Annotated in this window: 19 protein-coding genes and 1 tRNA gene; 15 read left to right on the forward strand and 5 right to left on the reverse strand. The window is 66.5% G+C overall.

Annotated elements, in window-relative coordinates:
* Positions 1-228: 228 nt before the first annotated feature.
* The 8 genes from BM031_RS23255 (at position 229) to BM031_RS23290 (ending at position 10,403) form a co-directional block, all read left to right on the forward strand.
* Positions 229-1,293: a pilus assembly protein PilM gene (locus BM031_RS23255; RefSeq protein ID WP_091877076.1), complete on the forward strand. Its 1,065-nt coding sequence runs from the start codon at positions 229-231 to the stop codon at positions 1,291-1,293.
* On the forward strand, positions 1,293-1,925 hold the full coding sequence (locus tag BM031_RS23260) for a PilN domain-containing protein (RefSeq protein ID WP_091877078.1): 633 nt from the start codon (positions 1,293-1,295) through the stop codon (positions 1,923-1,925). The genes BM031_RS23255 and BM031_RS23260 overlap by 1 nt, the downstream gene beginning before the upstream one ends.
* On the forward strand, positions 1,922-2,647 hold the full coding sequence (locus tag BM031_RS23265; protein ID WP_091877080.1) for a type IV pilus inner membrane component PilO: 726 nt from the start codon (positions 1,922-1,924) through the stop codon (positions 2,645-2,647). The genes BM031_RS23260 and BM031_RS23265 overlap by 4 nt, the downstream gene beginning before the upstream one ends.
* Positions 2,644-3,183 carry a pilus assembly protein PilP gene (locus BM031_RS23270; protein ID WP_091877082.1) on the forward strand — a complete coding sequence of 180 codons (540 nt, stop codon included), beginning with the start codon at positions 2,644-2,646 and terminating at the stop codon, positions 3,181-3,183. Before BM031_RS23265 ends, BM031_RS23270 begins: the two co-directional genes overlap by 4 nt.
* Before the next feature lie 8 nt (positions 3,184-3,191).
* Positions 3,192-5,366, forward strand: coding sequence for a type IV pilus secretin PilQ (locus tag BM031_RS23275; protein ID WP_091877084.1), 2,175 nt, complete (start codon positions 3,192-3,194; stop codon positions 5,364-5,366).
* 39 nt (positions 5,367-5,405) lie between these two features.
* On the forward strand, positions 5,406-7,517 hold the full coding sequence (locus tag BM031_RS23280) for an Ig-like domain-containing protein (protein ID WP_177207881.1): 2,112 nt from the start codon (positions 5,406-5,408) through the stop codon (positions 7,515-7,517).
* A gap of 124 nt (positions 7,518-7,641) precedes the next feature.
* The gene (aroKB, locus tag BM031_RS23285) at positions 7,642-9,264 is read left to right on the forward strand and encodes a bifunctional shikimate kinase/3-dehydroquinate synthase AroKB (RefSeq protein WP_091877109.1); all 1,623 of its coding nucleotides are present in this window, start codon (positions 7,642-7,644) and stop codon (positions 9,262-9,264) included.
* 5 nt (positions 9,265-9,269) lie between these two features.
* The gene (locus tag BM031_RS23290) at positions 9,270-10,403 is read left to right on the forward strand and encodes a deoxyguanosinetriphosphate triphosphohydrolase (protein ID WP_091877087.1); all 1,134 of its coding nucleotides are present in this window, start codon (positions 9,270-9,272) and stop codon (positions 10,401-10,403) included.
* 221 nt (positions 10,404-10,624) lie between these two features.
* Here BM031_RS23290 and mutY read toward each other — a convergent pair whose 3' ends face one another.
* The 3 genes from mutY to mutM are packed head-to-tail and all read right to left on the reverse strand — an operon-like array spanning position 10,625 to position 14,491.
* Positions 10,625-11,728, reverse strand: a complete 1,104-nt coding sequence (mutY, locus tag BM031_RS23295) for an A/G-specific adenine glycosylase (protein ID WP_091877089.1) — start codon at positions 11,726-11,728, stop codon at positions 10,625-10,627.
* Positions 11,725-13,638 (reverse strand): dynamin family protein, encoded by a 1,914-nt coding sequence (locus BM031_RS23300; RefSeq protein ID WP_091877091.1) that lies wholly within the window; start codon positions 13,636-13,638, stop codon positions 11,725-11,727. The genes mutY and BM031_RS23300 overlap by 4 nt, the downstream gene beginning before the upstream one ends.
* Positions 13,639-13,657: 19 nt before the next feature.
* Entirely contained in the window at positions 13,658-14,491 is an 834-nt protein-coding gene (gene mutM / locus BM031_RS23305) for a bifunctional DNA-formamidopyrimidine glycosylase/DNA-(apurinic or apyrimidinic site) lyase (RefSeq protein ID WP_091877093.1), read from the reverse strand.
* Between the two features lie 105 nt (positions 14,492-14,596).
* Here mutM and BM031_RS23310 point away from each other — a divergent pair, with 105 nt between their 5' ends.
* The 7 genes from BM031_RS23310 (at position 14,597) to pth (ending at position 20,829) form a co-directional block, all read left to right on the forward strand.
* Entirely contained in the window at positions 14,597-16,411 is a 1,815-nt protein-coding gene (locus tag BM031_RS23310) for a tetratricopeptide repeat protein (protein WP_091877095.1), read from the forward strand.
* Positions 16,412-16,478: 67 nt separating this feature from the next.
* Positions 16,479-17,081 carry a lipoprotein insertase outer membrane protein LolB gene (gene lolB / locus BM031_RS23315; protein WP_091877097.1) on the forward strand — a complete coding sequence of 201 codons (603 nt, stop codon included), beginning with the start codon at positions 16,479-16,481 and terminating at the stop codon, positions 17,079-17,081.
* A gap of 14 nt (positions 17,082-17,095) precedes the next feature.
* Positions 17,096-17,995 carry a 4-(cytidine 5'-diphospho)-2-C-methyl-D-erythritol kinase gene (ispE, locus tag BM031_RS23320; RefSeq protein WP_091877099.1) on the forward strand — a complete coding sequence of 300 codons (900 nt, stop codon included), beginning with the start codon at positions 17,096-17,098 and terminating at the stop codon, positions 17,993-17,995.
* Positions 17,996-18,063: 68 nt separating this feature from the next.
* Positions 18,064-18,140: transfer RNA gene (locus BM031_RS23325), tRNA-Gln, on the forward strand.
* Between the two features lie 142 nt (positions 18,141-18,282).
* The gene (locus BM031_RS23330) at positions 18,283-19,233 is read left to right on the forward strand and encodes a ribose-phosphate pyrophosphokinase (protein ID WP_091877101.1); all 951 of its coding nucleotides are present in this window, start codon (positions 18,283-18,285) and stop codon (positions 19,231-19,233) included.
* Between the two features lie 189 nt (positions 19,234-19,422).
* Complete coding sequence (locus BM031_RS23335) at positions 19,423-20,010, forward strand: 50S ribosomal protein L25/general stress protein Ctc (RefSeq protein WP_091877103.1); 588 nt, start codon at positions 19,423-19,425, stop codon at positions 20,008-20,010.
* Between the two features lie 234 nt (positions 20,011-20,244).
* Positions 20,245-20,829 (forward strand): aminoacyl-tRNA hydrolase, encoded by a 585-nt coding sequence (pth, locus tag BM031_RS23340; RefSeq protein ID WP_091877105.1) that lies wholly within the window; start codon positions 20,245-20,247, stop codon positions 20,827-20,829.
* Between the two features lie 235 nt (positions 20,830-21,064).
* Here the strand turns inward: pth and BM031_RS23345 are convergent, their stop codons facing one another.
* Together BM031_RS23345 and BM031_RS23350 are read right to left on the reverse strand one after the other, a co-directional pair.
* On the reverse strand, positions 21,065-22,912 hold the full coding sequence (locus BM031_RS23345; RefSeq protein ID WP_091877107.1) for a DUF3857 domain-containing transglutaminase family protein: 1,848 nt from the start codon (positions 22,910-22,912) through the stop codon (positions 21,065-21,067).
* Between the two features lie 78 nt (positions 22,913-22,990).
* Positions 22,991-23,348, reverse strand: a 358-nt coding sequence (locus BM031_RS23350; protein WP_143084695.1) for an RNA-guided endonuclease InsQ/TnpB family protein, incomplete at its 5' end; no start/stop codon positions are given.

Here is a 23,348-nt window from a genome sequence, read left to right on the forward strand (position 1 = left end):
AGGGGTGATAACACCCCCGGCCAGAGTGTGGCGCGCACGCCCCGAAATGGGGTGTTCCCTCATAGAAATATCTTGTCGGGGTGCATCCTTTTCGCTACGATCTAACGCGCTGCCTCATATATATGCACCAAGTAAGTGTTTTATCAGCAGATTTTTAGAAACAATCCCGCACGCGGGCGTTCAACATCGAATCCCGTCACGGCGGGAAGGGCACCAGGGAGTACGCTCGTGATCAATCTCAGTTCCTTGTTCGGGAAGTCCAGTCCGCCATTGGCCGGGCTCGACATCAGCACGTCGGGCGTCCGCCTGGTCGAGCTGGGCGACGCCGGCAAAGGTGAACTGCGCCTCGAGCGCTACGCCGCCGAACCGCTGCCGCGTGGCGCGGTCGTGGACGGCAATATCGAAAACATCGAGCAGGTCGCGGAGGCCGTGCGCCGCGTCTGGAAAAAGAGCGGCACCAAGGCGCGCCATGTCGCGCTGGGCATGCCGCCGGCCGCCGTCATCACCAAGAAAATCATCCTGCCGGCCGGCCTGTCGGAAGACCAGCTCGAAGTGCAGGTCGAATCCGAAGCCAGCCAGTACATCCCGTTCGCGCTCGACGAGGTCAGCCTCGATTTCGACGTGATCGGCCAGGCCCCGAATTCGGCCGAGGACATGGAAGTCATGCTGGCCGCGGCGCGCCGCGAGAAGGTCGAGGACCGCGTGGCGATCGCCGAAGCGGCCGGCCTCACGGCCACCGTGATGGACATCGAATCGTATGCCGCGCGCGCCGCGCTCGACCGCGTGGCCAAGGCCGCGCCCGAGGAGATCATGGCGCTGTTCCAGATCGGCGCCCAGGCCACCCACGTGTCGGTGCTGCGCGGCGGCGAGACCATCTATGAACGCGAGCAGCCCTTCGGCGGCAACCAGCTGACCCAGGACATCGTGCGCGCCTACGGCCTGTCGTTCGAGGAAGCGGAAACCCGCAAGCGCGCCGGCGACCTGCCGGAGAACTACCGGGCCGACCTCCTGACCCCTTTCCTGGAAAGCGCCGCACTGGAAATCACGCGCGCGATCCAGTTCTTCTTCACCTCCACACCCTACACCCGGATCGACCAGCTGTACCTGGCCGGCGGCTGCGCCGCACTGCCGGGCATGCTGGAACTGATCGGCAGCCGTACCCGCATCCCGAGCAGCATCGTGGCGCCGTTCGACGGCATGTCCTTCGGGCCGCTGGTGCGTGAACAACAGCTGCGCCAGGAAGGCGCGGCCTACCTGGTCGCCTGCGGCCTGGCCCTGCGGAGGTTTGGCTGATGATCCGCATTAACCTGTTACCCCACCGCGAAGCCAAGCGCAAGCAGAAGCAGTCGGCCTTCGTCGCGCTGCTGGCGCTGGGCGGCCTGGTCGGCGCGGCCGTCGTGCTGATGGTGGGCGGCTACAACGCCAGCCGCATCGCGGTCCAGAACGAACGCAACCTGGTGCTCAAGACCGCCAGCGCGGAACTGGACAAGAAGATCGGCGAGATCAAGACGCTGGAAGAAGAAATCGAAGCGCTGAAGGCGCGCCAGCAGGCGGTCGAAGACCTGCAGGGCGACCGCAACCAGCCGGTCTACCTGCTCGACGAACTGGTGCGCCAGACCCCGGAAGGCGTGTACCTGAAGTCGTTCAGGCAGGAAGGCCAGAAAGTCACGCTGAGCGGTTACGCGCAGTCGCAGGAACGCGTGGCCGAACTGCTGCGCAACGTGTCCGGCACCTCGCCGTGGCTGGAACGCCCCAACCTGACCGAAGTGAAGGTCGCCGCGCTGGACAAGAGCAAGACCGGCCGCAAGGTCGTCGAGTTCCAGATGGACGTGGCGATCAAGCGCCTGCGCGAGCAGGAAGAGGCGGATGGCGCGAAACCGGGCGCAAAAGGCGCGAACGTGGCCAAGGCGGCGCAGACACCATGAACATCGACCTCAAAGACCTCGGCGGCCAGCTCGCCGCGCAATTCCAGGACCTGCAGGGCCGCCAGCCCGGCCAGTGGCCGATCGCCCCGCGCCTGTTGTGCGCGGCCGGCGTGATGGCGGTCGTCATCGGCCTGGGCTACTTCTTCTACTGGGACGGCCAGTTCCAGAAGCAGGAAAAGGGCGCCAAGGAAGAAGCCAAGCTGCGCACCGAATACAAGAGCAAGATGTCGCAGGCGATCAACCTCGAAGCCCTGCAAGCGCAGAAGGTGCAGGTCGACCAGTACGTCGAGCGCCTCGAGAAGCAGCTGCCGAACCGCTCGCAGATGGCGGACCTGCTGTCCGACATCAACCAGGCCGGCGTCGGCCGCGGCCTGCAGTTCGAGATGTTCAAGCCGGGCGCCGAAGTGATCCGCGACTACTACGCCGAACAGCCGATCGACATCAAGGTGAGCGGCAAGTACAACGATGTCGGCGCATTCGCCGCCGACATGGCCAACCTGCCGCGCATCGTCACGCTCAACAACATGGTGCTGAGCACCAAGGACGGCGGCCTGCTGCTCGAAGCGGTGGCCAAGACCTTCCGCTACCTCGACCCGGAAGAGATCAGCACGCAGAAGAAGGCGCGCGACGACAAGAAGGCCAAGGACGCCAAGGGCAAGGGCAAGGACGCCAAGGGCAAGGCCAAGGGCAAGGCCGCCAAGGACAAGGGGGCGGCCAAATGATGCTGCGAACAATCTACGCATTGGCGGCGGCGCTGCTGCTGGCCGGCTGCGGCGACGGCGACGTCAAGGAAGTGCGCGACTGGATGAAGAAAGTCCAGCGCGAGACCAGGCCGGACGTCAAGCCGCTGCCGGCGCCAAAGGACTTCGTCCCCTACGCCTACAATCCGGCCGGTGCGATCGAGCCGTTCAGCGAGGCCAAGCTGCTCAACGAAATGGCGCGCGTCGCGGCGACCACCAGCAACCCGCTGCAGCCGGACAGCACCCGTCCGCGCGAAATGCTCGAGAACTACCCGCTCGACACCATGCGGATGGTGGGCACGCTGCAAAAAGGCGGCATCAGTTATGCGCTGGTCCAGATCGATTCGTCGATCCACCAGGTCAGGGCCGGCCAGCGCATCGGCCAGAATCACGGGTTGGTCACGCGGATTTCCGAAGGCGCGATCGACATCAGGGAAGTTGTGCAGGACGCCACCGGCGACTGGGTCGAACGCAAAGCGACGATCGAGCTGGCGGAAAGCAAGGAGAGCGGCAAATGAGCCCAACCATGAACAATCGAATCATCCGCATCACCGTGCCGGGCTGGCTGGCGCGCACCGGCGCCGCCGTGCTGCTGGCGCTGGGCGGCGGTGCTGCTGCTGCGCAGGGCAATGCGATCGAGTCGATCACCGCCAACCAGCAGGGCGCCAACGTGGTGCTGAACATCGCCATGCGCGAAGCCCCGGCGAAGCCGCCGATCGGCTTCTCGATCACCAACCCGGCGCGCATCGCGCTCGACTTCGGCGCCACCACGAACGCCACCGGCAAGACCGCCCAGGACATCAACCTGGGCGACGTGCGCGGCCTGAACGTGGTGCAGGCCGGCGAGCGTACCCGCCTGGTGCTGAACATGACCCGCCCGCTGAACTACGCCACCGCCATCGACGGCAAGTCGGTGATCGTCACCGTCGAAGGCTCGGGCGGCCTGGCCCAGCCGGTGAACGCCGCCGGCATGCCGGCTGCCAGCCCGGCCCCGGCCGCGCCGGCGGCGCGCCAGGCCTTGCGCGGCCTCGATTTCCGCCGCGGCGCCAATGGCGAAGGCCGGGTCGTGGTCGACCTGCCGCATGGCCAGGTGGCGGTCGACGTGCGCCAGGTCGGCAACCAGGTGCTGGTCGATTTCCTGCGCACCGGCCTGCCGGAAAGCCTGCGCCGCCGCCTCGACGTGACCGACTTCGGCACCCCGGTGTCGAAGGTCACCACCAGCACCCAGGGCGAGAACGTGCGCATGACCATCGATGCGCAGGGCCTGTGGGAACAGTCGGTCTACCAGAGCGACACCCAGCTGGTCGTCGACGTGCGCCCGATCAAGGAAGACCCGAACAAGCTGGCCCAGGGCACCACCGGCTACCGCGGCGAGAAGCTCTCGTTCAACTTCCAGAACGTGGAGGTGCGCGCCGCGCTGCAGGCGATCGCCGACATCTCCGGCCTGAACATCATCACCAGCGATTCCGTCAGCGGCAACCTGACCCTGCGCCTGCGCGACGTGCCCTGGGACCATGCGCTTGATGTAGTGCTGCAGGCCAAGGGCCTGGACATGCGCAAGAACGGCAACGTGCTGTGGATCGCTCCCAAGGAAGAACTGCTGACCAAGGAAAAGCTCGAACTCGAGCAGCGCGCCCAGATCGCCGAGCTCGAGCCGCTGCGCTCCGAGATCTTCCAGCTCAACTACCAGAAGGTCGAGTCCTTCCGCACCGTGTTCGGCCTGGACGCCAGCGGCGCCGCATCGAGCGCCGATAACAAGAACCGCGTGCTGTCGCGCCGCGGCAGCGCGATCATCGACCCGCGCACCAACCAGCTGTTCGTCACCGACGTCGCCGCGAAGATCGAAGACATCCGCAAGCTGATCCAGAAGACCGACGTCGCCTCCAAGCAGGTGCTGATCGAGGCGCGCCTGGTCGAAGCGAACGACGGCTTCTCGCGCAACCTGGGCGCCAAGCTCGGTTTCGCCGACCTGCGCACGCTGCGTGGCGGCGACTCGGGCTGGCAGGTGAAGGGCAACGAGCGCGTCGCCATCGGCGGCAACCTCACCGGCGTGGGCCAGATCACCGGCCAGACGCCCGACACGGGCGACGGCTATACCAATTCCACCATGGTGAACCTGCCGGCCGCCGGCATCGGCGGCGTGTCCCCGACCTCGCTGGCCTTCAGCCTGTTCTCGTCGGCCGCCAACCGCTTCCTGAACCTGGAGCTGTCGGCGCTGGAAGCGGACGGCAAGGGCAAGATCATCTCGAGCCCGCGCGTGGTCACGGAAGACAAGCAGATCGCCGTGATCGAGCAGGGTATCGAACTGCCTTACCAGGTCGCCACCAGCAGCGGCGCGACCTCGATCACCTTCAAGAAGGCCAACCTGCGCCTGGAAGTGACGCCCCAGATCACCCCGGACGGCAACGTGGTGCTGGAAGTGGACGTGAACAAGGACTCCAAGGGCGAGGAAACCCGCGCCGGTTTCGCGATCAACACCCAGCACGTCAAGACCAAGGTGATGGTCGAGAACGGCGGCACGGTGGTGCTGGGCGGTATCTACCAGCAGACCGAACGCAATAGCGAGAACAAGGTCCCGCTGCTGGGCGACGTGCCGCTGCTCGGCTACCTGTTCAAGTCGACCGGCCGCGAAAGCACCAAGACCGAACTGCTGGTATTCATCACGCCGAAGATCGTGGCCGACGCAGCCGCCGGCCGCTGAGCGCATCACAACGACATCACAATAGAAAGAACAGAAGTCATGCACCAATCCGCACAACACGGCGCGCTGGCGTCGATCGGCCGCTGGACGGCCATTGGCCTGGTGGCCGCCACCCTGGCCGCCTGCGGCGGCGGCGGCGGCAATCCGGGCGCCACGGGCGGCACCGGCTCGGGCGGCACCGGCACCGGCACCGGCGGCACCGGCACCCCGGTGACCACCGATCCGAAAATCACCCTGGCGGTGATGGGCGGCGGCGGCGCGGCCGTCAGCTCGCTGTCCGGTGGCCAGAATGCGTCGGTCAGGGCCACGGTCCTGACGGCGGCCGGCAAGCCGGCAGTCGGCGCCATCGTCCAGTTCACGGCCAGCGACGCGACCCTGCTGAACTTCACGCCGGAGAGTGGCTCGGCACTGACCGATGCCAGCGGCGTGGCCGTCATTAACGTCAAGCCGGCCAGCGTAAGCTCGGCTGGCGCAGTGGCGATCACCGCGACCTCGGTGGTGGAAGGCAAGACCGCCACCGCCAGCAGCAATATCGCGGTCGGTGCAGCGCCGCTGACCGTCGGCACGCTGTCGTTCTCGCCGGCCCCGGCGGGCACGCTGCCCGCCTTCAGCACGGTTCCGCTGCGCATTCCGGTCACCAGTGGCGGCCAGCCGGCCAGCGAAGCCACCGGCCTGACCATGAGCTCGGTCTGCATGGGCGACGGCACCGCGACGCTGGTCCCGGGCGCCTTCGCCAACGGCATCCAGACCGCGACCTACACCAACAACGGCTGCCTGCGCGGCACCGACCGTATCACGGTCTCGATCGGCAACTCGATCCAGTTCATCGACATCCCGGTCGGTGCGGCCAATATCGGCTCGATCCAGTTCGTCGGCAGCAGCACCGCAGGCAGCTCGATTGTCCTCAAGGGCTCGGGCGGCCAGGGCCGTTCGGAATCGGCCCAGCTCACCTTCAAGGTAGTCGACCAGCACGGCAACGGCCTGGCCGGCGTGGACGTGAACTTCAACGCCACCACCAATACCGGTGGCCTGGCGGTGTCGCCAGGGCGTGCCACCACCGATGCGGCGGGCCAGGTCAGCACCATGGTGTCCTCGGGCACGATCCCGACCCCGGTGCGGGTGACGGCGGAAGCGAGCCGCAACGGCGTGACGATCAGCGGCCTGTCCGACGCGCTGACCATCTCGACCGGGCTGCCGATCCAGAAGTTCATGTCCATGAGCGCCGAGAAATACAATATCGAAGGCCTGAGCTACGATAACGAGCTGACCGGCATCACGGTCCTGCTGGCCGACCAGTACGGCAACCCGGTGTCGGACAATACGGCGGTCAATTTCGTCACTGAAGGCGGCGCCGTCGGCACCTCGGCCCAGGGTGCCTGCGTGACCAAGGATGGCGGCTGCACGGTCAACCTGCGCAGCCAGGCTTTCCGGCCGCTCGACGGTCGCGTCACGGTCCTGGCCTACGTGCAGGGCATCGAGAACTTCGTCGACGAGAATGGCGATGGCCAGTACACCTGCCGCGGCTATGCCGGCGCGACGCCGTACCGGCCGCTGATCGATACCTGCCCGGCAGGCAACGGCGAAAAGTTCCCCGACGCCGCCAGTGGCCAGCTCGGCGACATGGGCGATCCCTTCCTTGATGCCAAGCTCAACGACGGCGACTACGATGCCAACAAGGGCGACCTGCCGTTCCCGTACAACCGCACCGCCTACAGCAAGGCAGGTGACGGCAAATGGGGCCTGAACTACATCCGCACCTCGCTGGAAATCGTGTTCAGCGGCTCCGATGCCAACCTGGTGCGCCAGGTCTGCACCGGCAACGTGTGTCGCGACTGGACCGCTGCCGACGGCGACCCGTCGGTGATCCTGGGCGTGGCAGGCGCCAGCTGCTCCGCGCAGGAACTGGCGGTACGCCTGTACGACCGTAACAATAATCCATTACCGGAAGGCACCACCGTCTCGACCAGCGACGCGACCGAGATCTCGACCTCCGTCTTCCTGCCGGACAGCGTGGCCTCGACCAATGCCGCCGGCGGCACCATCCACCGCGTCACCGTGAAACCGGATACGGAATGCGCGCGCGGCAGCTTCATGCTGCGGGTGGCGACGCCGAAAGGCAAGGTCACGGGCTTTACCTTCAAGTCGAACTAAGCGCCAGCTGACGCGTTTTTTGGCGGAACCGAGGGCGGCCAGTCTATACTGGCCGTCTTTTTTTATTTCTGCGGACCTGGCAGTGCCTCATCCCAAGAGCAACAATATCTTCCTGGTCGGCCTCATGGGGGCGGGGAAAACCACCATCGGGCGCCAGCTCGCGCGCAAGCTGGGCAAGCGCTTCGTCGATTCCGACCACGAGATCGAAGCGCGCACCGGCGCCACCATCCCCTGGATCTTCGAGATCGAGGGCGAGGGCAGCTTCCGCCGCCGCGAAGCCGAGATGATCCGCGAGCTCAGCGCCCAGGACGACCTGGTGCTGGCCACCGGTGGCGGGGCCGTGCTGAACCCGGCCAGCCGCGCGCTGCTGGCCGAGCGCGGCACCGTGATCTACCTGCGCGCCGCCATCGGCAGCATCCTGCAGCGCACCTCGCACGACAAGAACCGCCCGCTGCTGCAGACCGCCGACCCGCGCGCCAAACTCGAAGAACTGCTGGCCATCCGCGACCCGCTGTACCGCGAGATTGCGGACCTGGTCATCGACACCGGCCGACCTAACGTACAATCGATGGTACAGACCATTTTGGACCAGCTCGCCGCGCAGGAGGCCACTCATGCGGCCGCCCATGCGCGCCGGCTGGCAAGCGACCCGATGACCGAACCTGCACCAACTATCCTCAACGTCGAACTGGGCGAGCGCAGCTACCCGATTGCCATCGGCCCCGGGCTGCTCGATAACGGCGCGCTGCTGGTGCGCCATATCGACGGCGGCAAGGCCGCCATCGTCACCAACACCACCGTCGCCCCGCTGTACCTGGCCAGGGTCGCCGGCGCCCTGCGCGCCGCAGGCCGCGACGTGGTCGAAATCGTCCTGCCCGACGGCGAAGAGCACAAGACCTGGCAGTCGCTCGGCCTGGTGTACGACGCGCTGCTGGCCAACCGCTGCGACCGCAAGACCACCGTCGTGGCGCTGGGCGGCGGCGTGATCGGCGACCTGGCCGGTTTCGCGGCCTCGAGCTACATGCGCGGCGTGCCCTTCGTGCAGGTGCCTACCACGCTGCTGTCGCAGGTCGATTCCTCGGTGGGCGGCAAGACCGGCATCAACCACCCGCTCGGCAAGAACATGATCGGCGCCTTCTACCAGCCGCGCGCCGTCATCGCCGACACCTCCACCCTCAATACCCTGCCGGCGCGCGAGCTCTCGGCCGGCCTGGCCGAAGTGATCAAGCATGGCGCCATCCTCGACGCCGCCTACTTCGACTGGATCGAGCAGAACATTGAAAAACTGGTCGCACGCGAACCGGAAGCGCTGGCCTACGCGATCGCCCGCTCCTGCGAGATCAAGGCCGAGGTGGTGCGCAAGGACGAACGCGAAGGCGGCCTGCGCGCCGTGCTCAATTTCGGCCACACCTTCGGCCACGCGATCGAATCGGGCCTGGGCTATGGCAACTGGCTGCACGGCGAAGCCGTCGGCTGCGGCATGGTGATGGCGGCCGACCTGTCGGCGCGCCTCGGCCTGGTCGACGCGGCCACGGTGGAGCGCGTGCGCGCACTGGTGAAGGCGGCCGGCCTGCCGATCGTGGCGCCCGACCTCGGCGAGGAACGCTGGATCGAGCTGATGGCCGTGGACAAGAAGAACGAGGGCGGGGCGATCAAGTTCATCCTGCTCAAGCCCCTGGGCAGCCCGTCGATCACGAGCGTGCCGCCCGAGGTCTTGCGGGCCACCCTGGCCGCCTGCGTGGCGTGACGAGCATGGACTTCGACGCCCGCCTCGCACCCTACGCAGCGCATTCGTCGAAGTCGCGCGGCCGCAGCCACCAGGAGCCGCCGGCCGGTTCGCGCAGCGAGTTCCAGCGCGACCGCGACCGCATCATCCACTCCACCGCCTTCCGCCGCCTGGAGTACAAGACCCAGGTCTTCCTCAACCACGAGGGCGACCTGTTCCGCACCCGGCTCACGCACAGCATCGAGGTCGCGCAGATCGGCCGCACGCTGGCGCGCAGCCTGCAGCTCAACGAAGACCTGGTCGAAGCCTGCGCGCTGGCGCACGACCTGGGCCACACGCCTTTCGGCCACGTGGGCCAGGATGTGCTCAACGAGTGCATGAAGGACTACGGCGGCTTCGAGCACAACCTGCAAAGCCTGCGCGTGGTGGACCATCTTGAAGAGCACTACGGCGCTTTCGATGGGCTGAACCTCACGTTCGAGACGCGCGAGGGCATCCTCAAGCACTGTTCGCTCACCAATGCGCGCCAGCTGGGCGAACTCGGCCAGCGCTTCATCGGCCGCAGCCAGCCCAGCCTGGAAGCCCAGCTCACCAACCTGGCCGACGAGATCGCGTACAACAACCACGATATCGACGACGGCCTGCGTTCGGGCCTGCTCACCATGGCGCAGATGGAGGAAGTCGACCTGTTCGCGCGCCACCGGCATGCGGTGGAGGCGCAGTATCCGGGCTTGCCGGGCCGGCGCGCGCTGTACGAGACCATTCGCCTGATGATCACGGCGATGACGGCGGACCTGGTCGAGACCTCGGCGGCCTTGATTGCCGATGCGGCGCCGCAGGGGATCGACGACGTGCGTGCAGCGCCCCCCTTGATCCGGTTTTCCGAGACCATGCGCGCCGAGACCACGGCGCTCAAGCGCTTCCTGTATGCGAACCTGTACCGCCACTTCCAGGTCAACCGCATGCGCGTCAAGGCCAGCCGCATCGTGCAGGAGCTGTTCGATGCGTTCATCAAGGACCCGGTGCTGCTGCCCAGCGATTACCAGGTGGAAGGCGATCCGATGCGGCAGGCGCGGAAGATCGCGGATTATATTGCGGGGATGACGGACCGGTATGCGATCAGGGAGCATCGGAGGATTTTTTCGCTGGATCATTTCTGATCGAGTCGATTCTCCGCAGCGCCGCCATTGACCCGCGCCCCCCGCACGTCGTTCCCGCGAAGGCGGGAACCCAAGTTCGTCGCGTCATGTTGGCGGGTGCACGCAAGCGTTTGCAGTATGCGTGCAAACTTGGATCCCGGCCTTCGCCGGGAGTCGTAGGCGCCAGTGGCGCGTATGACGGTTTTTAAGCTAGCAATGAAATGAACCTAGCGCGCGGCTTCTCAACCAAACAAGCCCGGCCGCCCCAACTCCAGCAACAGCTTCTTCACCGGCGCCGGCAAGGGCGCATCCGCGATCGCCTGCAGGTCCCACCACACATGCCTTCCGGTCGCCCCGCCCCGCGCCGACAATCTCACCTGCCACGGCGCGATATGCAGCTTGTAGTGCGTGAACACATGCACCAGCGGGCGCAGCGCCTCGACCTCGTCGACGGTCCCGAACTGCGCACCGGCTGCCACCACGGAAGCTGCCGCCACCGCATCCACCTCGCCCCCCAGGTGCCCATCCACTTCCGGCAGCGACAGCAGCCCGCCCCAGATACCGCTCGACGCCCGCTGTTCCAGCAGCACCTGACCGCCATCGATCACCACCAGCAGCGCGGCGCGCTTTTCCGGCGAGGTCTTTTTCGGTTTGCGTACCGGCAGTTCCGCCGTGCGCCCGGTGGCGTACGCGACGCAGCGCTCGCGCAGCGGGCAGCGCGGGCAATCGGGGCGGCTGCGCGTGCACAGGGTGGCGCCCAGGTCCATCAGGCCCTGGGTGTACGACTCGACGCCCGTTTCCGGCAGCAGCGCTTCGGCGCGGCGCCACAGCGCGTCTTCGACCCGTTTCTCGCCCGGGTACTGCTCGATGCCGAATACGCGTGCGAACACGCGCTTGACGTTGCCATCCATGATCGCGGCGCGCGCGCCCACCGAGAATGCGGCGATCGCCGCCGCGGTCGAGCGGCCGATGCCGGGCAGCTCGGCCAGCAGCGCCGGGTCGCCTGGAAAGATGCCGCCGTACTGCTCCACCACGCGCTTGGCGCAGGCGTGCAGGTTGCGCGCCCGGGTGTAGTAACCCAGGCCGCTCCAATGGGCCATCACATCTTCCGATGGCGCCTCGGCCAGCGCCTGCACGGTGGGGAAGCGTTCCAGGAAGCGGCCGTAGTAGCCGAGCACCGCGGCGACCTGGGTCTGCTGCAGCATGATCTCGGACAGCCAGATGCGGTAGGCGTCGGTCGTGTTCTGCCACGGCAGCGTGTGGCGGCCGTGGCTGCGCTGCCAGTCGATCACGGCCTGGGAGAAGGTGGGGTCGGCCAGCTGGTCGAATTCGGTGAGGCGTTTCATGCTGCGGGCTTGTCGTTTTCCAGTGCGTGCGCGACTTGCGCGGCCATGCGGGCCAACAGGGCGCGGGTGTCTTCCAGCGCGCGCTGGGTCGCTTCGAAAGCGCTGATTTTCTGTTCCAGGCTGTCGGTGGCTTCGAAGATGCGCCCGATCGAGGCCTGGCGATGGCGCAGCTGGTCGCGGTGCTGGCGGATGGCCGCTTCCAGCGGCGCCATGATCACCTTGAGCCAGGCTTCGGCATCCAGGTTGGCGGAGCGGTAGATGTGGCGCACGCGCGAGGCGATCGAATCGAAGAAGCGCTCCAGCAAGGTCGCGCGGCTGGTCATGAGCAGGGTGGCGGTGCCGAACTGCTTCAGGAACAGCGCTTCGACTTCGTCGAGTTCGCGGCGGTAGCGCTCCAGCGAAAGCGGCATCGGGCTGGCCAGCGCCAGGCCGTGTTCGGTGGCGAACTTGCGGATCATGCTGTCCATCATGGCGCCGATTTCCGCCACCTTGGTGGCGGAGGCGTCGAGATGCGCGCGCATCGCCTCGAAGTAGCTGCGCACCGGCGCGCGCATGCCGGTCGCGAAGCGCGAGGCCTGCATCGCGGCGCGCACCGCGTCGCCCTGGTCCTGCACGGTGTCCATGCCCAGCGTCGAATACAGCTCGGTGGACAGGCGCGCGAACACGGCGCGCGTGCCCTGCAGCTTGAGCAGGCTGGCGTCGAACTCTTTTTTCTCGGCGTCGACGCGGCGCATCATGTGGGCGATCACGCCCTGGTTCTTGCCGCGCAGGCTGCGCAGCTCCTGCAGCTGCTCGACCAGGTCGCGCGTGCGGGCGGCGGCCAGCGCGGCCTGGCCGGCGGCCAGCGCCTCGAGCTCCTGGCGCAGCTGGCGCTGCACGATGTCGCGGCGCGCCGGCACCAGGTCATGGAACAGCGCCGCCTCCAGCGTGGCCAGCCGGCTCTTCTCGTACAGGGCCATGTCGCCGTTGATCTTGCCGACCAGCGCCTTTTGGGCCGACACCGGGTACACGCGCGCGCTGTCCAGGCCCAGCATCTGGGCCACGTCCTGCTGCTGGCGCGCGATCTCGGCGTCGTTTTCCTGCGGCGTGCGCAGCTCGTCCCACATCGCGTCGATCTTGTTGAGCACCGCCAGGCGCCCCGGCCCGTTGCCGATGTGCGTGCGCCAGACGTCGATATCGCTCTTGGTCACGCCGGTTTCTGCGGCCAGGACGAACAGCACCGCATGCGCGTTCGGGATCAGCTTGAGGGTCAGTTCCGGCTCGGTGCCGATCGCGTTCAGGCCGGGCGTATCGAGGATCACCAGGCCCTGCTTGAGCAGCGGGTGGGGCAGGTTGATGATCGCGTGGCGCCACTGCGGGATCTCGACCGTGCCGTCGGCGCCGAGGCTGGTCGCCATGTCCGGGTCTTCCGGGTCCCACAGGCCGTAGCGCTCGGCCTGCGCGGCCGGCACGCGGCGGGTCTGGCTCACCTGGCGGAAGGCTTCGCTCATGCGCTCGGGCGCGTCGAGGTCCAGCGGCAGCACGGTCCAGCTGGCGGCGTCGTCGCGGAAGTCGCTGGTGGACAGGTGCTGGACGCGGGTCTCGATCGGCAGCAGGCGGATGCAGGGCGGCAGGGCGGCGTCGTACAGCAGCTCGGTCGGGCACATCGTGGTGCGTCCGGCGCTGGAGGGCAGGATGCGCTGGCCGTAGTCGGCGAAGAAGATCGCGTTGATCAGTTCGGTTTTACCGCGCGAGAACTCGGCCACGAAGGCGACCGACAGGCGGTCGTCGCGCAGGCGCGCCAGCGCGCGATCGAGATGCTGCTCGCCGGCGCCGTCGACCAGGGCGTGTTCGCGCAGCGCGGCGCCATAGGCTTCCAGCGATCCCGCGACGGCGGCGCGCCAGGCGCCATATTCTTGAAGTTCCTGCATCGGTGTGATTGCCTTAAATTCAACGCTGGCACTGGACGCAATAGAAGGTCGAGCGCTGGCCCTGCTTGATCTGGCGGATTGGCGTTCCACAGTTGCGGCAAGGCACTCCTGCACGATCATAGACGAAATATGTCTGCTGGAAATATCCAGATTGCCCGTTTACCGCAATAAAGTCCTTCAGCGTGCTGCCACCCTGGACGATGGCGGCGGCGAGGATCTCCTTGATTGCGTCAGCCAGCCTGTCATAGCGGGCGCGGCTGATGCGCGCGGCCGCCGTCTTCGGGTTGATTCCGGCACGGAACAGGCTCTCGCAGGCGTAGATATTGCCCACGCCGACCACGATGTCGCCCGCCAGCAGCACTTGCTTGATCGGCGCGCTGCGCTTGCGGGTCGCGCGCCACAGCAGCTCGCCCGAAAACCCGTCGCCCAGCGGCTCCACGCCCAGGCCGCGCAGCAGCATGTGCTCGTCCAGCCCGCCTTCATCCTTGTCGTGCCACAGCACGGCGCCGAAGCGGCGCGGGTCGTGCAGGCGCAGCACCTGGCGGCCGTCCGGGCCGTCGACGACGAGGTCGAAGTGGTCGTGCTTGCGCGGCTCGACCCCGGGCGGCAGCACGCGCAGGTGGCCGGACATGCCGAGGTGGACGATGAGGGTGCCGTGCTCGAAGCAGATCAGGAGGTACTTGCCGCGGCGGTCGGTGTGCGTGATGCGGCGCCCGACCAGCAGCTCGGACAGCGCGGGCGGGAAGGGCCAGCGCAGGCCTTCGCGGCGCAATACCACCTGCTGCACGATGCGGCCTTCGATATGGGGCGCGACACCGCGCCGGGTGACTTCGACTTCTGGCAGTTCAGGCATGGGAATGGGGATTGATGTAAATTCTGGGCAGCAAACTCGCTGCGGCGCACGCGGGCGCATGCTTGGGCGTAGAATCAGACAACATCTCAACACCCCGGACTTGCCTTGAAAAACGCTTTCGTCATTGTAACTCTCTCCAGCATCCTGGCGGCGTGCGCTGTCGCGCCGCAACAGCAGCCGGCGCCCGCCACGGCAGTCGCCGCCGAGGCGCCGCCCGGGCAGGAACAGGACGTTGCAACGGCCGCCGACGAGGAAGAGGCCGAATCCAAGGCCAGGGCCGAAGCCGACGCGCGCCTGCCCAAGGTCGAACTGACCAGCAGCATGCTGAACCAGTTACTTAAGGCCGAGTTCGCATTCCGCAAGGGCGACTGGCAGGGACCGTACCTCACCATGATGGCCCTGGCCCAGCAGACCCGCGACCCGCGCCTGGCGCGCCGCGCGGCCGAGATCTCGGTGGCGGCCCGCCAGGCCGACGACACGCTGGCGGCCGTGCGCCTGTGGCGCGGGCTCGACCCGGAATCCGACGATGCGACCCAGTATTTCGTCGGCATGGTGGTCACGTCCGACAACATCGCCGAAGTCGAACCGATCTTTGTGGAGCGCCTCAAGAATGCCCCGCCTGACCGTCGCGGCATGCTGATGTTCCAGATCCAGCAGCTGCTGGGACGCGCCAAGGACAAGGAAGCGGCCGGCGCCATGCTCGAGCGTGTCATTGCGCCTTACCGCGGCACGTTCGAGGCGCATATCGTGCAGGCCCAGGCGGCGCTGGCGCGCGGCGACCGCGATGCCGCCCTGCGCGCGGCGCAAGCCGCGCTGGCCGCCAAGCCGGATGCCGAAATCGCCATGCTCATGATGGCCCAGGTGATCGAGGACGACGCCAAGGTGGCGCCCATGCTCGAACAATTCCTCAAGGCCCACCCTGAAGCGCGCGAGGTGCGCGCCGCCCATGCCCGGGTGCTGGTGAACCAGAAGCAGTACCCGCAGGCGCGCGCGCAGTTCGAAGCCCTGCTCAAGGGACGGCCGGACGACGCCGGCAACCTGTACGCCCTTGGCGTGCTGGCCACGCAAATGAACGATGCCCAGGGCGCCGAAAGCTATTTCACCCGCTTCATCGAGGTGCTCGGCCGCAGCCCGGAAGACGACCGCGACCCCACCCGCGCGCTGCTGATCCTGGCCCAGCTGGCCGAAGACCGCCGCGACTACGCTGCCGCGCTGGGCTGGCTCGAGAAAGTGCCTGCCGGGACCGAACCAGCGCTGCTGTTCAGCTCCCAGCTGCGCCGCGCCGCCTTGCTGGCCAAGGGCGGCGACCTGGCGGGCGGGCGCAAGCTGCTGGCCGGCCTCACACCGGCCGAGCCGGCCCAGCAGGCCCAGGTGGCGGTGGCCGAATCGCAGATGCTGCGCGACGCCGGCCGCCTGCTCGAGGCCTATACGCTGATGGACGCGGCCGCCAAGCGCTTCCCCAAGAACCCCGACCTGCTGTACGACTTCGCGCTGCTGGCCGAGAAAATCGGCCGCATGGACACCATGGAAAAGGCGCTGCGCGAGGTCATGGCGCTGGCCCCGGACAACCACCATGCCTACAACGCCCTGGGCTATTCGCTGGCCGAACGCAATATCCGCCTGCAAGAGGCCTACACCCTGATCGCCAAGGCGCTCGGGATGGCGCCGGGCGACCCCTTCATCATGGACAGCATGGGCTGGGTGCAGTATCGCCTGGGCAACCTGGACGAAGCCGAGAAGCAGCTGCGCAGCGCCTACACCTTGCGGCGCGACCCGGAAATCGCCGTCCACCTGGGCGAGGTGCTGTTCCAGAAGGGCCAGCAGGCCGCGGCCCAGGAACTGTGGCGCGAAGCGCGCGCCAAGGACCCGCAGAACGACACCCTGCGCAGCACGCTGGCGCGCCTGCGCCAGAGCCTGTGAAATAATGGCAAGCTGGGCCGGACGCGCGATGCGGCCGGCAGGTCCCCTGCTACTTACCAAGTCAACGATGCCGATAACCCGACGCCTGTCCCTGCTCGCCGCTTCCGCCGCCTTCCTTGCCCTGGCCGGTTGCGCCACCACCGCCAGCACCAATGTCGCCACCGTGGGCGCCTACCGCGACAGCGTCGACCTGAGCGGCCGCCTGTCGGTCAATTACCAGAAGGATGGCAAGGTCGAATCGCTGACCGGCAACTTCGACTGGACCCAGCGCCCGGGCCGGGTGGACGTCACCCTGGCCAATCCGCTGGGCCAGACCATGGCGACCATCGCCGTCACGCCGCAGTCCGCCACGCTGACCCAGGCCGGCCGCGCGCCGCTGAGTGCGGACAACATCGACAGCCTGACCCAGCGCACGCTGGGCTGGCCGCTGCCGGTGTCGGGCCTGCGCGACTGGCTGCAGGGCTATGCGGTGGATGCGCAGGGCCAGCGTTTCACGGCTTCGCCGGCGAACAACACGGTGGTGACCAGGGACGGCTGGCGCCTGCGCTTCGTCGAATGGCAGGACGCCAACGCTGCGCAGCCTACGCCGCGCCTGATCCACGCCGACCGCGCCGCGGCCGGGGACATCCAGGACCTGGCGATCCGCATCGTCGTCAATCCAGCCAGCTGAGCTTGAGTCGCCACATGCGTTCGCTGCACCATTGCCCGGCCCCGGCCAAGCTCAACCTGTTCCTGCACGTGATCGGCCGCCGCGCCGACGGCTACCACCTGCTGCAAAGCGTGTTTCAATTGATCGACCGCGCCGACACCCTGCATTTCGACCTGCGCGATGACGAGCGCATCGTGCGCACCACCGAGGTGCCGGGCGTGCCGGCAGAACAGGACCTGATCGTGCGCGCGCTGCGCCTGCTGCAGGCCGAGTATGCACGCCGCCATGGCCGGCTGCCGCCGGGCATCGACGTGGCGGTGGAAAAAATCCTGCCGATGGGCGGCGGGCTGGGAGGAGGCTCGTCCGACGCGGCCACCGCGCTGATGGCGGCCAACCACCTGTGGCGGGCCGGCTTGAGCCAGCAGGAGTTGATGGAACTGGGCTTGCCGCTCGGCGCCGACATCCCTTTCTTCCTGTTCGGCGAAACCGCCTTTGCCGAAGGCGTGGGTGAGCACTTGCAGGCGGTGCAGGGGCCGGATTGCTGGTATGTCGTGATCGAGCCGGGCGTTGCCGTGCCGACCCCGGCAATATTTTCGGCGCCGGATTTGACAAGGGATTCGAAGGCCGTCATAATAGCGGACTTTTCCAGCAGCCTTATTTCTGTAGCTAAGGAAGCAGGGTTTGGAAGAAATGATTTGCAGGACGTGGCTGAGCGCCTGTTCCCGCCGGTAGCAGAGGCGGTGGCATGGTTGGCTCGTTACGGCGATGCGAGGATGACGGGATCGGGAGCGTGCGTGTTTTGCGCGTTCACCAGCGAGCGCGAAGCGAACCAGGTTGTGGCAGAAGTGCCGGGGCGTTGGAGAGCATGGAAAGCGCAGTCGCTTCCGCGGCACCCGATGAAATCGCTCTTGCAGAATCAAGCAGTTATAGAATAAAATTTTGCCTGTCGAGACGTTAGGCGTTAAAATACGCAGAATGTAACGGCAAGCAAGTTCAGTCGTGTAGGGGAATCGCCAAGCTGGTTAAGGCACCGGATTTTGATTCCGGCATACCAAGGTTCGAATCCTTGTTCCCCTGCCAAAGTTTTCCCGGCTGTCGATGCGGCATGCATCCAGCGGGATAAACAGCGGTGCAGCGTCCGCCTGCATCCATAAGCTAATCAGCCGGTACATCCGGCTGATTGTTTTTCCAGATTCAACGTTTTTCTCTTGGGACTCCCTCCATGGCTTACGAAAACCTGATGGTTTTTACCGGCAACGCCAATCCGGCACTAGCAGAGGGGGTCGCTAAGAACCTCGGCATTCCACTCGGCAAAGCAGTCGTCTCGAAATTCTCGGACGGCGAAGTCATGGTCGAGATCAACGAGAACGTGCGTGGCAAGGATGTCTTCGTCCTGCAATCGACCTGCGCCCCGACCAACGACAACCTGATGGAAATCATCCTGATGGTTGACGCGCTCAAGCGTGCATCGGCAGGCCGCATCACCGCCGCCATTCCTTATTTCGGCTACGCCCGCCAGGACCGCCGCCCGCGTTCGGCGCGTGTCGCGATTTCGGCCAAGGTCGTCGCCAACATGCTCGAAGAAGCCGGCGTCGAGCGCGTCCTGATCATGGACCTGCACGCTGACCAAATCCAGGGTTTCTTCGATATCCCGGTCGACAATATCTACGCGTCGCCGATCCTGCTGGGCGACCTGCAGAAGCGCAACTACGACGACCTGCTGGTCGTCTCGCCGGACGTCGGCGGCGTGGTGCGCGCCCGTGCACTGGCCAAGCGCCTCGGCTGCGACCTGGCGATCATCGACAAGCGCCGCCCGAAGGCGAACGTGTCGGAAGTGATGAACATCATCGGTGAAGTCGAAGGCCGCAACTGCGTCATCATGGATGACATGGTCGACACCGCCGGCACCCTGACCAAGGCCGCCGAAGTGCTCAAGGAGCGCGGCGCCAAGAAAGTCGTCGCGTATTGCACGCACCCAGTGCTGTCGGGTCCGGCAATCGACCGCATCCAGAATTCGCCGCTCGACGAGCTGGTTGTCACCGACACCATTCCGCTGAGCGCGGCCGGCGCCGCCTGCAGCAAGATCCGCCAGCTCACCAGCGCACCCCTGCTGGCCGAGACCTTCAAGCGGATTGTCAAGGGCGACTCGGTGATTTCGCTGTTCGCTGAATAAGCACGAGCAGCACCCGTTTTTCGCGGCGCGCCTGGCTGGAACAGCCGGCGCGCCGTTGTAGCATTCATTGAGCGCGCAGTTGGCGCTCTTTCATGACCGCCCCTGGTCGCGGGGGCGGTCACCACAACTGGGTCACCGGGCTGGCGCACCTGTGCCGGCATTCGGACCCTTTTATACTTGGAGTTTCACATGAAAGTTGTTGCATTCAACCGCACCCTGCAGGGCACCGGAGCGAGCCGCCGCCTGCGCAAGGCTGGCCAGACCCCTGGCATTATCTACGGTGGCACCGAAGCCCCGAAACTGATTGCCCTGGACGGCAACGCCCTGTGGCACGCGCTGAAGAAAGAAGCGTTCCACGGTTCCGTGCTGGACCTCGAAATCGACGGCGCCACCCAGCAAGTCCTGCTGCGTGACTTCCAGATGCACGCGTTCAAGCAACTGGTCCTGCACGCTGACTTCCAGCGCGTCGACGCTTCGCAGAAGATCCACACCAAGGTCGCCCTGCACTTCACCAACGCCGAGACCTCGCCAGCTGTCAAGCTGAGCGCAGCTGTCATCTCGCACGTGCTGAACGAGCTGGACGTGTCCTGCCTGCCAGGCCAGCTGCCAGAATTCATCGAAGTCGACCTGAGCAAGCTGGAAGCCGGCCAGTCGATCCACGTGAACGACCTGACCCTGCCAGAAGGCGTGACCGCAGTGACCCACGGCCAGAACCTGACCATCGTCACCTCGTCGATCCCACGCGGCGCCGTGTCGGCTGACGCAGCTGCTGAGTAATATCTTTCTTCACATGCCGCGCAAGCGGTGTGTTTGGAAATGAAAAAAAACCCGCCGTGGCTTGCCCGGCGGGTTTTTTATTGGCGGATGCGCCTAAAAATCAGGCTCCGGCGAAGGCCGGAGCCCAAGTTCGGCGCGTAACCAACAGCGCATCGGCGAAGCCTCCACCCCGCAAGCACGCTGACCCAAGCGCTTTTGGGCGATAATCATCTTTTTCCCAGAGTCACATACCGCATGTCCATCCGCCTGATCGTCGGCCTCGGCAACCCCGGCCCGGAGTACGAACAAACCCGCCATAACGCCGGCTTCTGGCTGGTGGATAACCTGGCCAATTCGTTGCCCGGCTGCCGCCTGCAGCGCGAATCGCGCTTCAACGCCATGGTCGCCAAAACCCGGATCGCCGGCAATGAAGTCTGGCTGCTGGAGCCGCTGACCTATATGAACCGCTCCGGCCAATCAGTGGGCACGCTGGCGCGCTTCTACAAGATCAACCCTGACGAGATCCTGGTCGTCCATGACGAGCTCGACATGGTGCCCGGCGTTGCCAAGCTGAAAAAGGGCGGTTCCTCCGGCGGCCACAACGGCCTGAAGGACATCACGTCCAGCCTCGGCACCCAGGACTACTGGCGCCTGCGCCTCGGCATCGGCCACCCGCGCAGTCTCAACCTGCAGCAGGCAGTGGCGGACTTCGTCCTGCACCGCCCGCGCCGCGAAGAGCAGGTGCTGATCGAAGAGGCGATCGACAAGAGCGTGCGCATCATTCCGCTGGTGTGCGAGGGGAAGATGGATGTGGCGACGATGCAGTTGCATACGGCTTGAGGGGCAATAACACCACGCCGTATGATTGTGTGAATCGCCCGTTACGCTAATTCAGTTGTTACCCGCAAAACCGTCGCCCCGGCGAAGGCCGGGGCCCAATTTTGCTCGCGAACCGCTCCGCTTGATGTAGGTAGTTGTGCGACGAACTTGGGTACCGGCCTTCGCCGGTACGACGTTCTGGGGCTGGTGGACTGACGTGTCGGCTCGTCGCTGCTCTGGCTGCTTCGAGTAGACCTCACCGCCCCTGCACCACCACCTGCCCCCGCAAATCCCGCATCATGCGCTCCAGTGCCGGCCGCATCTGGCGATAGTCGTCCGGCGTGCAGGTCGCCGCCGTATGCCGGAATTGCAAACGCCGCTTCACCACCACCGCATCGCCTTGCCGCGCATACTGCGCACGATAGAACAACCTCCCGTCATCGACTACCAGCGGCTTGGGCAGCGCCAGCACCCGTGTCTTCGGCGGCAGCCGGTAGCGCAGTTCATCTTCCGCATCGATGGCGGGACAAACGAATTCCTGGCGCCGCTCCGGCTCGCGCCCGAGGTCGAACACGGCATCTCCGAGCCCGCCCCAGAAGTTGTAGGTCGTGGCCAGCGCCACCGGCCCCGGCAGGCGCACGAAGCCATCGGTCGCTCCCGAGAACGCCAGCGTGTAATCGTCGCCCGGGGCCTCCGTCTCGCCCGCCTCGAGCAGGCCTTCGCCGGTCTGCCCCAGTCCGGCCAGCATGCGCCGCACGAAGCCGTCGCGCTCGGCCTGCGGCGTGCCGCGCACGGCCTGGCGGTAGGGTTCGGCGATGGCGCCGCCGCTGGTGCGCGCCACATGGAAGCGGCTGCTGCCGTCGCGGGCGATGTCGAAGCGTGTGCGGGTGCGGCTGCGCGCGGACTGATACGCTGGCGTGACGGCGAACTGGCCGGTACCGGCCAGCAGCACCGGCTTGCCCAGCAGGGCAGGGGGCAGGAAGCCGCCCGCGACGGTTTCGGCGGTGGGGTCCAGGAAGAGCTGCAGCTGCGGCACGTAGACGATCACATGGTTCAGCACGCCCAGCGTCGGTACCGCGGGCAGGCGGTAGGCGTTGTCGGCATTGACCAGTGCCGCGCTGCTCGGGATGCCGCTCGCCGCCAGCAAGGCTTGCAGCAGCACGGCGTGGTCCTTGCAATCCCCATAGCGGTTCGCCAGCACGGAAGCGGAAGGATGCGGCACCACGCCGCCAGGGCCGAGATACACCGCGACATAACGGATGTTGCGGCGTACCCAGTCCGACAGGGCGATCGCGCGTGCGCGCGGGTCGTCCAGCCCCTGCGTCGCGTCGGCGGCTAACTTGGCAATACCTGCGTCGGGAACGGCCGCCGCCGCGGCCCGCGCCTGGTAGGCCCGGGCGAAGGCCGCATAGTCGGGGAAAGTGGAAACGGCGAGCCGCCGGCCATGATCGATGGTGCTCACCGCACCCTGTTCGGTGCGCTCGTTGTCGCCGTCCACGTAGCGCCAGGCGTAGCGGCGCCGGCCGGGCGGGCTGTCAATGGGCAGCGGTTCGAAACCGGCGGCATCGGCCTGCAGCGCCATCGACAGCGGCAGGTCATAGGTGAGCCGAAAATCCTTGTGGCGCCAGGGCCGGGCCACCGTGAAGTCTTCGAACTGGCCGGGAAACAGCGGCGTGTGGCGCCGCAGCGTGTAGCGCAGGGTGAGCGTGTCGCCCGCGGCGACGTCGGGGAAAATGACCACCTTCAGACGCGTGTCCTGGAACATTGGCGCTTCGGCGGATGCGGCTTCCTGCTGCTCGCGGATCTGCTGCGGCCCGACCGGCACGCGCCGCCCGCCCGGCTTGGTAGTCCAGGCTTCGATCGAGATGACCTGGTCGAGCGAATTGTTGAAGCTGATGAACTGCTCGGCGTGTGCTTCCACGGCGGCGGCGCTGGCGATTGTTTTCACCAGTTCGACCTCGAGCGTGTGCGCGCCGTCGGCATCGACCGTGAAGTGCTGCCAGTGGCGCTCGACGACGACCGAACGGTCGGTGCCCTTGTCGCCCGCCGCCAGCGGGCCGCAGGCAAGCAGCAGCATCAGGAACAGGGCAAGTCGGAACGGCATGGCGGACTCCGCGAAAGCGACCGACCCATGTTACGCAGCCCCGTTCCTCCAAACTTGCGCAAAGCTAGCCATTGCTGCTTAAAGCTGCCTACTGTTGGATTCCTGCTTCATCGGGGCCGGTTTCACCCTGCGCTCACGCGCAGGGCCAGCGCCTTCCCCTCCACAGGCCGCTACGGTCGAACTGACCGCCACCTTCTTCAAATTGATTGCCGCGTTGACGTCGCGGTCATGCAAGGTGCTGCAGCCGGGGCAGCTCCACTGGCGCGTGCCCAGCACCATCGTGTCGAGCTTGTAGCCGCAGTACGAGCATAGCTTGCTGCTCGGGTACCAGCGGTCCGCCACCACGACACGCCCTCCGCGCAAAGCCGTCTTGTAGTCCAGCTGGCGCCGCAGTTCATGGAAACCCATGTCGGCGATGGCCCGCGCCAGCTTCCGG

Origin of the sequence: Massilia yuzhufengensis (genome assembly GCF_900112225.1) — a bacterium.
Lineage (GTDB): Bacteria > Pseudomonadota > Gammaproteobacteria > Burkholderiales > Burkholderiaceae_D > Telluria > Telluria yuzhufengensis.